Source organism: Exiguobacterium sp. SH5S4 (assembly GCF_004337045.1).
GTDB classification, from domain to species: domain Bacteria; phylum Bacillota; class Bacilli; order Exiguobacteriales; family Exiguobacteriaceae; genus Exiguobacterium; species Exiguobacterium aurantiacum_A.
On record NZ_SJUQ01000005.1, the window covers coordinates 110,472 to 121,308 of the forward strand.

15 protein-coding genes are annotated in these 10,837 nt (G+C 51.2%); all 15 read right to left on the bottom strand.

What is annotated here, in order from left to right:
- Window positions 1–3: 3 nt before the first annotated feature.
- Window positions 4–438, bottom strand: a complete 435-nt coding sequence (locus EVJ32_RS05150; protein WP_161568780.1) for a DUF1617 family protein — start codon at window positions 436–438, stop codon at window positions 4–6.
- Between the two features lie 15 nt (window positions 439–453).
- Window positions 454–1,425: a tyrosine-type recombinase/integrase gene (locus tag EVJ32_RS05155; protein WP_131457213.1), complete on the bottom strand. Its 972-nt coding sequence runs from the start codon at window positions 1,423–1,425 to the stop codon at window positions 454–456.
- 88 nt (window positions 1,426–1,513) lie between these two features.
- Window positions 1,514–2,035, bottom strand: coding sequence for a hypothetical protein (locus EVJ32_RS05160; RefSeq protein WP_131457215.1), 522 nt, complete (start codon window positions 2,033–2,035; stop codon window positions 1,514–1,516).
- The gene (locus EVJ32_RS05165; protein WP_131457217.1) at window positions 2,028–2,540 is read right to left on the bottom strand and encodes a hypothetical protein; all 513 of its coding nucleotides are present in this window, start codon (window positions 2,538–2,540) and stop codon (window positions 2,028–2,030) included. Before EVJ32_RS05165 ends, EVJ32_RS05160 begins: the two co-directional genes overlap by 8 nt.
- Window positions 2,541–2,730: 190 nt before the next feature.
- A complete protein-coding gene (locus EVJ32_RS05170; RefSeq protein WP_131457219.1) occupies window positions 2,731–3,549 on the bottom strand; it encodes a cohesin domain-containing protein in 819 nt (272 codons plus the stop codon).
- A 22-nt stretch (window positions 3,550–3,571) separates the two neighbouring features.
- Window positions 3,572–4,309, bottom strand: coding sequence for a hypothetical protein (locus EVJ32_RS05175; RefSeq protein WP_131457221.1), 738 nt, complete (start codon window positions 4,307–4,309; stop codon window positions 3,572–3,574).
- Entirely contained in the window at window positions 4,293–4,844 is a 552-nt protein-coding gene (locus EVJ32_RS05180; RefSeq protein ID WP_131457223.1) for a hypothetical protein, read from the bottom strand. Before EVJ32_RS05180 ends, EVJ32_RS05175 begins: the two co-directional genes overlap by 17 nt.
- Window positions 4,792–5,109: a hypothetical protein gene (locus tag EVJ32_RS05185; RefSeq protein WP_131457225.1), complete on the bottom strand. Its 318-nt coding sequence runs from the start codon at window positions 5,107–5,109 to the stop codon at window positions 4,792–4,794. The genes EVJ32_RS05180 and EVJ32_RS05185 overlap by 53 nt, the downstream gene beginning before the upstream one ends.
- A gap of 62 nt (window positions 5,110–5,171) precedes the next feature.
- A complete protein-coding gene (locus tag EVJ32_RS05190) occupies window positions 5,172–5,873 on the bottom strand; it encodes a hypothetical protein (protein ID WP_131457227.1) in 702 nt (233 codons plus the stop codon).
- Entirely contained in the window at window positions 5,866–6,261 is a 396-nt protein-coding gene (locus tag EVJ32_RS05195) for a hypothetical protein (protein ID WP_131457228.1), read from the bottom strand. Before EVJ32_RS05195 ends, EVJ32_RS05190 begins: the two co-directional genes overlap by 8 nt.
- A 16-nt stretch (window positions 6,262–6,277) precedes the next feature.
- Complete coding sequence (locus tag EVJ32_RS05200; protein WP_131457230.1) at window positions 6,278–6,778, bottom strand: hypothetical protein; 501 nt, start codon at window positions 6,776–6,778, stop codon at window positions 6,278–6,280.
- Window positions 6,779–6,837: 59 nt separating this feature from the next.
- Window positions 6,838–7,926, bottom strand: coding sequence for a hypothetical protein (locus EVJ32_RS05205; RefSeq protein ID WP_131457232.1), 1,089 nt, complete (start codon window positions 7,924–7,926; stop codon window positions 6,838–6,840).
- A 28-nt stretch (window positions 7,927–7,954) separates the two neighbouring features.
- Window positions 7,955–8,416: a hypothetical protein gene (locus tag EVJ32_RS05210; protein WP_131457234.1), complete on the bottom strand. Its 462-nt coding sequence runs from the start codon at window positions 8,414–8,416 to the stop codon at window positions 7,955–7,957.
- A gap of 32 nt (window positions 8,417–8,448) precedes the next feature.
- A complete protein-coding gene (locus tag EVJ32_RS05215; protein WP_131457236.1) occupies window positions 8,449–9,582 on the bottom strand; it encodes a hypothetical protein in 1,134 nt (377 codons plus the stop codon).
- Window positions 9,583–9,606: 24 nt separating this feature from the next.
- Window positions 9,607–10,837: hypothetical protein (locus tag EVJ32_RS16180; protein WP_161568781.1), on the bottom strand; the 1,231-nt coding region annotated here is incomplete at its 5' end.

Here is a 10,837-nt window from a genome sequence, read left to right on the forward strand (position 1 = left end):
AAATTAGAGTGCCTTTTCGATTCGTTCATAGACGAGCTGTTCGATGATTGCTTCGTTTCCGCTCAATTCAATCTCCGACTCATCCATTGCAACGAGCAATGTTTGGAGTTCTTCCTGATACTTCTTCCCGTCGAGAACAAAAGTCTCTTCGGACAGGTCTAGCTTCTCTTTCGCGAACTGTTGGATGTCCTCGATGTCATATGCGTCGAACATCTCGCCGTCCCGCTCCTTCTTGATGATGACGGGGTTTCCGTCCTCGTCTTTTAGGGCGAACTCTTCGGCAAGATCGCTCATATCCTTCTGGAACGCATCCATCGCGGACTCGAGCTCTTTGATGATCCGCATACGGTGACGGTTCTGTTTGCCTTTCAGCTTCAGACCCAACAGGAACCCGTGGAATCCTTCCAACTCAAACTTTTTCATTTGAAGTTCGTTCATCTTCATCTTCCTCTCTTAGTTGAACACGTCATCGATATCGTCTGAGTCATCCTTGACGACATAGATCTTCGTGGTCTCTGTGCTGTTGTGTCCCAACAATGCGCCCGCCGATTCGAGGGATTTGCCCTCGTATACGACGAGGTTTGTCGCCCGGCTCGAGCGGAACAAGTGGGGGTGAACCCGTCGTCCGACGATCTCTGTGAACGTGTCCGTACACCAGTCGTTGAACGCCGTGAGACTGAGCGGTTCGACCTTGCCTTTTCGTTTATAGACGAAGACCGCTTCGCAGTCATCCTCGCCACGAACCTCGATCCAACGACGGAGGTAATACATCGCCTTGTCGTCGAACTGGAAGACGCGCACCTTGCCCTCTTTGCCTCGGCCTTTGGCACGAATCTCGTGGGTGACATAGTAATCCTTCTGGTTGTCCTTCTTGTCACGCGCCTTCGCGTAGGTGACGACCTCTTTTCTGAGCTGGATCGCCTCTGCGCGACGACACCCCGTCATATAGGTGAACCAGATATAGGCGAGCTTCTGATGCTCCCCGCGACGCTCGAGTTCGTCGGACAGCTTGATGAGCTCGTCCGGCGTGAGCGGTTCTTTCTTGTGGATCTTGTTCAACGGGACGGCAGGGATGGCGCGCGTATAGATGTTCTTGAATCGCGGATACTCGTCATCATAATAGAGCTCCATGTAACCGCATAGTGAGCTCACGGCCGACCGTTTGAACTTGATGGCCGACGAACTGAGTCCTGCGTTGATGAGATAGTTTTGGAACAGAAGGGCGTCCTTCGGTTTCAGCTTATGTAGTTCACGGTTCGCGCAACGTTCTTTGATGAACCAAAAGAACTGCCGGAGACCGGAACGGTATTGTTTGAGCGTCTGCGGCGAGAGGTGTTGCTGTTGTTCCAGGAACTCTTCAGCGATGTCGCGGTTGAACTTGACGACCTTCTTCCACATCTCGTCGGTGACGATTGCTAGCGCCATATTTCTCACTTCCTTGTCGATAGTTTTGTTCTAACGTTAGAACAAACAGTTTCTAACATTAGAATATTAAAGTTCTAACATTAGAACTTTAGAACGGGAGATAATCGTCCCGAACCACTTTGTTGTCAGTGTTATTGAGCTTGTTACTGGTGATCGCCTGAGGCATGGTCTTCTGAAGTTGTGCCATGACGGAGGGGGTGAAGGGGCGGGCGAGTTTGCTTCGTGCGATCTGCGACTTCTTCCACGAGTACCCTTCGCCGGACTCGATGATCGGTAAGAGTCTTACGTTCGACGGTTCGTATGTACGGGTGAACTTGTCGTAGTTCTGACCTGTTGCCGAGTTGGTGATTCTGATCGACCCTTTGTGGAAGTCGACGACCTGGCTCTGTTTGTGCGCCAGACCGTAACTTCCCCCGACGCCCATCCCGTCGAAACGACGGCGGTAGAGGGTCGGGTTGTATCGTTCGTACACGAGCTCTTCGATGTTGTTGACCATCGCCTCGGTGATAATGTAGCGCCAGGCGTCCCGGTTGATGATGGCGTTATACCAGATCGGTTCGAGCGCCTTGAAGAGCTCCTTGTCCTTCTTGATGAACGTGTGGTTAGACATTTGTCATCAATTTCTTGATCTCATCATTGGCGATCGGCATTTCCTTGAACGCTTTCTCGATGAGTGTTGCGGTGCGCGAGGCGACCGCCAATTGTTTATATCGGTCGAGCATCCGCTCGTAGATCTTCTCTGTCTCCGTCTGAGGGAACGCCTTGGCGATCTTCTCGTAATAGTCGGTGTCGATCATTTCCTTCAAGGCCGACAGGACGTCCTCGACCTCCATCTGGTGCATCTTCTCCGGGAACTCCGTCGTCGTGAAATGCTTGATCATGAAGCACATCATGACGTCGTCGATGAAGTGGGGGTCTAGCATGTCGTCGAGCTCCAATTCCTGCGCCTTGTTGACGACGGCCAACATCTCACCGAGCATCGTGTCGATCTCCGACGGGCGGATCATCTGACGGACGTCGACGTACAGTTCTTCCTCGACGAGCCAGACTCGTTCCGTGACCTTATATAGTTCGTTGAGACCGTTCAAGTCCTTCATACGTAGTTTCTTAGCCATTCTTGCGACCACCTTTTTTTCAAAGAGATTCCAATGTTAGAACGTTGTACGGTTCTTCCATCAGTTATGAAAGTTCTAATGTTAGAACATTTAATTTCTACAATTAGAACTTTTAGATTCTAATGTTAGAACTTTTATAACGAATAGAAAAAGAAAAGAGAGAAGGAAAGTCCTTCTCTCTGAGGGTGAATCATTCGTACATTGTGATCTTCATGAGCTCAGTGTTACCTGGCGTCTTGAGTGCGCGGAGCGTGAAGCTGAACGTCTGTGGGTCGCCGTCTGGTGCGAAAGCGAGCGAGAACGCCGAGTTGAACTTCGCACGTTGGATGTCGATCTGAGCAGGAACTTCGCGCTCTTGCGAACCTTCAACGTTTTTCACGAAGCAGTCGCCAGTGACGCGGTATGTCTTCGTAGCGAACTTGTCTGAGTCGACAACGATCTGTTCGCCAGAAGTGACTTCTGCGACGTACCATACGCGGACGATGCCGTCTTTGTCGAGGACTGCGTAAGAGAAGTTGACCGTGTTCGTCACTTCGTCATACGAGAACTCGTCTGCATCTGCGCTCGTGACTGCTGTTGCAGAGTATACGAGTGGTGTGACGTCGCCGTCGACAGAGATGAATTCTGCGCCAATTTCAGCAGCAGTTTTCGGTGTGCGCTCAAGTTTGAACGCTGCGACTCCGAGGTCGACCTGTTTCGAGAACGCTTTCTGTTCTGCTTTACGGATCTCTCCTGTTTCAGAAGCCGTGAACTTCTTGAGTTCTGCGCCCATACGAGCAGCGAACAATTCAGGGATGAGCAATGCGTCCGTACATTCGACCGTGATGTCACGTTGTGACTCGAAGATCGTGTAGAGCGCGTTACCACGTCCACCACGAAGGTCGGTCGTCTCAGCTCCACCTTCTACACTTGCCGACTTCAAAGAGTCGATGATAAATTCCGGGCGCTCTTTCCCGTTTGCGTCCGGTGTCCAAAAAGTTAAATCTACAATGTCGCGTAATCCGTACATGCGTGTTTCCTCCAGTTAATGTTTAGGTTTTATTCTTGCTTTTCTCTCGTTGAGACCAGTGTTCGTTATCCTTGATATCCGCTCCATGAGCGGCGAACATCATGTTCAACTCGTATACCTCGATCTCGATGAGTTTTGTCAGATGATCTCGAAGCTGAACGATGTTCAGTTCCGACACGTTTTGATGGTTGACGGAGTGCGACTTGGAACAGATTGCGGACACCATGTCGTAGACGACGGACTCGAAAGACTCTGCGTCCTTCTTGTTCATCTTTGCGCGTATGGCGTTCGCCTTCTGTTGTTTCATCCAAATCTCTCGTGCTTTATCGCTTGTGAACTCGGGTTCGACTTCCTTCGCGACCGCCCAATCGTTGATCTCCGTGACCAACGTTCGGATGGCGTCCCATGCCTCGCGAGTGAGAGGTCGTCCGTCGATCAGCAGATAGTCCTCAGACAGAGAGGTCTCCCTGTCGAACGTCGTGCCGAAGAACGTCTCGAGCATCTTGATACATGCCCCGTAGAGCTCGTTGTTGCTTTGCAGGATGATGAACGGCATGACCGCACTCGCCACCTCTTCCTCGGGAACGTCTTGTCCTTCGAAGATCTCTTCGGGAGACGAGAGGAAGATGGCGGTGATGCGGTTGAGCTCGCCCGGCTCCAATTGAGCCAATTCTGCGACGGTCGGCAGGCGAACCATGAACCCGTCATAGTCCGTCGGTTTACCCATCAGGAATCTGAGACGGTCAATATCTCGAACCACGACGACCAACCCTTCCGTTGATGATCGGAACGGTGTATGTCATGCGATGGCCGATATAGCCAGGGACAGTCCCGAGCGGTTCGCTACCGAGATAGGAGATCTGACCGATACCGATCTTCTCTGCCGTATCCTTGTCGGTGCGATAAAGTTTGTAGCCTTTCAGGGACGTATGTAGATGATCCATCAGCTTCTCGAGCCGATAGTCGCCTTCCTCGAAACTGTGATGACAGAAGACGTCGAACATGAGACGCACATCATGAAAATCTGCGTTCTCGTCCGTCGGGAACGTATCCCCGATATAAAAAATGACCCGACCGATTCGTTCGTCGGTCAGGTCGTCCACATATGGCGTCTTCTTGATATGTTTCTTCACGAGCGACCAATAGTCGTCGGAATCCACATCCACAAGGTTCGGTTTGTCTGTCGAGAGGGGATCGTCGTAGAACGTTTCCGGCGCATAATGCAATAACCGGAGTAGTGTCTCATCCGAAATCAACTTCTGCTCGATTGCGATCATGGCGTTCATCGTGTTCACGAATCATCCCCTCCTCTCGTTCGACCAGCCGGTTGATGACCGACAGGCATTTAAAGATCTCAGACTTCACGTCTTCGTGCGAAATATCCATGAATAAAGAGATGTCGTAGAGCGATTCGAGCGTCGAGAGAATACTAAGCACCTCTTGGGTGGATTCCTCTGACTCGATCCGATACAAAAATCCCTCGATCTCAAGGACGAGGGAGGCGATATAACGGGCAAGCCCGTCATTATTCGTTTCGTAGAGAGGAAGTATTTTGAACACCTTTCCCCTCAAAGACTTGTAGTAGATGGTTTCGTAAGTGTTGTGCATTGGCCACGTCCTAACTACACGACATCTCGAGCGGCCTCGACGCGAAGTACGCCGTAAGAACCGTTATCGAGTGTGTTCGTGTGGTCGATGTTTACAATCTTGAATTGTTTCCCGAGGATGGAGATCGCGTCTAGCTCTTTCCATGCTTTTGTCTCGGGACTTAGCTGCACGTAGAAATAGGCTTTCCCACCCGGTTGGTTGATCGAAGCGCCCGACTCCGTGTCCTCTCCGTCTCTCGACAGAGGTTCGAACGCGAAGCGGATCGCCACTTGTGTCGTAATGGTCTGATAGACGGGTCTCCCCATCGGATCTTTTTGCCCTGTCGCGACCTTCGTCTCTTTGGCGATGTTCAGACTTTGTGTCTGACGTAGTCCGTAAGTGCGGTCGTACATGGGTGTCTGGGTCTCGGGTGTCACGATCAGGTAGTGCAAGCCGTCAAAAGACAGCTCGTCACCGACACGAAGATCGCCACGGACGCATAAGAACTTGAGTTGATTGGTTTTGTTGGTGGACTGTGCCACCACTTTTAAATCGATTTGCTCTTTTGTCGTCCCATTGTAGCGTGTGATCGTCGTGTCCCTTGATTCGATCGACTGCTCGATGACCTCGGCCATCGTTCCTTGCAGGTGGTTCGTCGCTTCATCTCTTTCGAGTCCGCTCAATTGACGGTGTGTTTGTGGGCTCGTAAACCAAGCCTGTTCGTTGACGTCATACATCGTAGACTTCCAACTCTCGGTTGTGTAACTTCGAGAAGGTTACTGCGATGTCGTCTTGCGTGGACTCGTAAGCGGCCTGAAGGACGCGCTTCGTATCTCCCATCGAGTTGAGGGAAATGTCTTTTCCTACGATATTGTTGATCTTGATCGTCCGGTCTAGCTCACGATGTTGGTATTCCGCGAACATGAGCTTCCCGAGAAGATAGGTCTCTGTGCGACCGATCTCCGTCAAAAATGTTCCATTCGAATCCACGTCGATTGGATACAACTCTAATTCGAAACGGGCGAGAGCGTTGGTGAACCATTGCTCTCGGATTCCCGGATCTGTCGGTTTATGTGTATCGAAGTGACTATGGAAGGCTTGGACGACATCTTGATAGGTTGCCATGTCGCATCACCGCCTGTTAGTTGATTTTTAGTTCCGTGTATTCCTCGATGAACAAGAGTTTGCTGTGGTCATTGAGTTTCGTCTTCTTGGCGACCTCGAGAAGTTTCGCCTTCTCCGCTACCGTCACGATCTCTTCTTTCACACGCTTCTCGAAAGCCGCTTGCGTCTTGAGCGCAAGGATTTTCTTGACGGCGTCTTCTGTTACGATCTTCTGGTTGAGCGGTGGGGCGTCTTCTTCCTCTTCGGGTTTGACGACAGTCGTTGCGTCACGCTCGAATTCGAGCGCCACACGAAGTTCTTTGCTGTCGATATAGAGACGGGCGTTTGAACCACGACCGTCCTCACCGATGAAGAATTTGTTGCCCGTGTCTACCTGAGCTTGAACCTCTTCCACTGAGAGACGGGTTTTCCCGTTCTCTGCGATCTTTACATCCCCATGTCCTTCGAGCCGTTTGAAATAGAGCGGCCATGCACACAAGTTTTTCACCAATACTTTGTCTTCGGGTTTCAATGTCATAAAAAAATACTTCCTTTCATCCTAAGAGATTTTGTTTTTTGATTTCGTTAGTTAACGAATCAGAGGTTCGTGTCTTTGATGACGCCGACAGTTTGAACTGCGAACGGGTCGACCAATGCACCGATCTCGAGGTCGTAGCGTGTGATGTTCTGACCAGTCACGATGTCAATGCCTGAAGCAGAAGCGAGTTCGCCACGACGAACCGTATGGAACGGTACGACGTTGCCGTTCGGTACTGCGAAGAGCAAGTCTTCTGGAAGGTATGTCTCGAAGTTGTCGCCATCAGCGTTGACTTCAGTAAGGTTGTACGTGTTTGGTACTTCGACGACGTCAGCGCCACGGAAGCCACCGACAATACCGTTGCGACGAATTTCTTCGAGCGCAGCGTCCGCGATACGTGCAGTCGCGTCAGTCTTGCCGTCTTGTTTGAATCCGACGAAGTCAGAGATCTGCGATACCATTGCGTAGTCACCAAGAAGCGATACGCGGCCGAAGCGACGAACTTTCTTGATCAAGTCTTCGAGAGCCGTACCAGTCAAGCCGGCAGTCTCAGCGTAGTATTTGATGCCTTCGAGTGCTTTGAACTGTTTGTAGAACTCGTCATATACGAAGCCGATCGCTTTGTTTCCGAGGTCGACTTGGATCTGTTGGATGTGCTCACCGAGACGGTCGAGGTTGCCTGTTTGGACTTCACGGTAGTTGACGGCGAAACCGGCAGAAATCGTGTGTGTCTGAACGAGCGTATCCTTTTTCTCCATTGAACCGAACGGCACGTCGCCTGATGCGGCTTGACGGCGCGAACGGACGTCATGTTTGTACGTCTGAACGAGTGCTTGCTCGTCATAACCGATTTTCTTGTAGTTCGAGAGTACGCTCAAGAGTTCCAAGCGCTCGAGCAATTTAGGCTGTACCGTCCAACGAACGATCTCGTTGAGTTCGGCTTTCGCGTGGATGTCTCCTGCTTGCGACAATTCAGAGAGCTCTTTGATGCGAGCCATCGCTTTGTTAGCGACGTCAGGGTGGAAGCCTTCGAGTGATTGACCTGAGACAGCGGCAGAGAATACTTCTACGATCTTAGTTTTTTCTTTTTTTGCAAATTTAGACGAGTCGACAAAACCGTTCGTCTCGATAACGTTTGTAAGTTTCATATTACGAATTTCCTCCTAGTGTAGTGGATTATGCACCGCGAACGATCGCGATAACACCTTTCCCACGGTATGTAGTCAATGCAGTTACTTCGAGGTGAAGGGCGTGGCCTGTGACGTCAGCCTTCTTCTCCCATTTGCCGTCAAGTCCAGCGACGAGTTTGTCGCCTTTCGCGCGAGCTTCGTCTTTGAGTGCCGCTCCGCCAAGTTCGATTTCCAAACCTTTGAGTGATGCGACTTCGAATCCACGGACGAATTCGCCCGCTTTGACTTCGACTTCGTTCTTCGCAAAGACGATTTCAGGGTGAACATCGATGTTTGCGACGAAATGAAGGTCGTTGCCTTGTGCTCCGTCTGCTGTTGGAAGTTTTGCTTCCCCTGCTTGCTTGTCTAGTACGACAGCTTGACCTTGAATAAGGTCGACTGCTGCGACGGTAGTCGGGTCGTTTTTAACGGCCTTGAATCCGCCGATCGTTAATGGTTTAAATGCCATGCTGTGTTGCCTCCTGTGTGATTGAGATTGAATTATGAATAGATATCGACTTCGACGTCATCTTTTTCGTCGTCTTTTTGGTTGAACGACTCGAAGATTTCTGCGCCTTTGTCCTTGCTGTTCGTTTCGACGGTACGTTTTTCCAAAATGCTCGCGACGATGCCCGAGTTGATCTTGGCGACCGCTTTGTTCATGAGTTCGACAGACGGTGTTTCGTTGAAGGCGTTGATCTCGACTTCAGCGACCACTTTCTCCGACTCTTCGAAAGCGCCCAGTTTGCTGTTGAACTCAGCTTTGAGTTCTTCGAGTTTCGCCGCGTCCTCTTTCTCTTTGTAGCTGTTCAACTCTGTGACGATGGCTTCTTTCGAAGTCTCGAGCGTCGAGTTCGTCTCTTTGAGAGACTTGACTTCTTCTACGAGCGTGTTGACTTCAGCGACTTTTGTTTCAAGGTCTGCGTCAAGCGCTGCTTTGGCCGTATTCATCTCTTCAAGCTTCGCGTTCAATGCGTTGAGCTCGACGAGACGATCTTCTGCCAATTTTTGCAATTCTTTCAAATCCATTGCGGTAAATGCCCCTTTCTTCTTTGTATTGAGTTCCAACAAGACCGCGCTGTCATCCGCCGGTGTGACACCGAGGATGGCGTGACCGATATATTCGTAGGTCGTCGGGATACGTCCTTCCGCTTTCCATCCGTCCCGATAGATGATCGCCTGATTGTCAGACGTTCTCGAGATTTCGACGGATGATTCGATAGGAGACCCTTCGGTACGTTTTGTATCCATCCAGCTCATGAAGTTTGGATAGCGGTTCGCAAAAAGATAACCCTCTGCTACGGCCGCCAGAATGGTTTTGCCATTCACATCAACCCGCTCGACATACGCCTTCTCGATCATACCCACGACGGTCGAGTTCTCGAACTGCAACTCGCCGTTGACGATCTTCTGGCTTCCATGCCCCCACGGGTAGTCTTGGTCGGAATCAAAAAACTCTGCCACGAACGGTTGTCCGACGGCAGAGCCAATATTTTGTGAGACATATGGCTCGAGCCATGTGATCCCGTTCTTGTTCCATCTCGACTCCGACTCGAACACCTCGTGCAACACGATCTTCGCGTGGCGGCGTCCGGTCTTCTTGTCGAGATTCGATAATTCTAAGACTTTAAGCATTAATTTCACCTCCTCTCAATGTCGTCAGGTTTTTTTCGTCCCGTTCGACTTTCCTTTGAGAGTGCTCTCGTTGTCGGTCGCATTGTCTTTCGGACGGCCACCCTTGTCGGGTTCGCCGCCTTCTGCGCCCGGTGAGGCGGTGTAGGCGGTCTGGTGGATCGGATACTTGTCTTCGTAGCCTTGCTGGAGCTCGTGATCCATCATCGATAGATAGACGTCGACACTCCAACCTGCGGCCGCGATCCACGCCTGGAGCGAGCCACGTCCGAGCGTGTAGAGCTCTTTCGCGTTCTTCACCTGTTCCTCACGGTTCAGGTGGGTGATCGGGAGATACGAGATCCTTACGTCATACGACTTCTCTTTGATGATGTTCGCATTGAGGATCTTGTTGAGCTCGTACTCGATCTGTTCGATCATCTCGAACACCTGTGCCGAGACGAGCGATGCGTTTCCTTGCTGCGACGAGTAGTTCCCGTCCATCCCGTTCAAGAGGGATGCGGCGAAGCCGAGCGACGAGGAGATGGCGGTCATCGTGTCGTCCTTCGAGTCGAAGATGTCGGTGTTCGCTTTCAACCGTTCAAGCTTCGTCCCTGCGGCGACCGTTACGACCGTCGTCCCTGTCGAGGTACGTTTCGAGCGGACGGCGTCACGGACGAATCCGTGTTGCGCCTGTTGCTGTTTCTGCGTGAGGGCGGATTGCCCTTTTTTCTCGCCTTCCGGTAACGTCTGGACGATGATCTCGTTGTTGACCTCATTGATGACGTTCTGCTTTGTCTTCCGTAACGCTTCCTTGAAGACGATCTCGTCGATGGCCGCCAGTCCGATCGGACGACCATGTGGTTCGCTGATCTTCGCGCGGAACTTCACGGCGAAGGTTTTGTCGTTATCCAGCACCTTCCACCGTGTGTCGGCTGTTCGTTTACGTTTGTACTCGAGGTACGCCTCACGGATCTCTTTCGGGTAGCCTTTTAAAAGTGACATTTTATTGCTCTCCGTCACCTCGGATTCGAAATAATCGAGGTCGAAGGCGATGACGTAAGAGCTGTTGCGCCGTCCGACGATACGAATATGGTCGGTCGGGAGCGACATCATCGACACCTGGAACCCTTCGTCGTCCATCTCGTTGATCTCTTTGATGTTGTCGATATCAAGGTCTCCAAGCGACTTCGGAAGGGGAGCGGTCTTCTCGATCCACGCATAGGCATACTGTTCGCCGTCGATGAGACCGCCCATGAGGACGTCTCGCACGAACGAC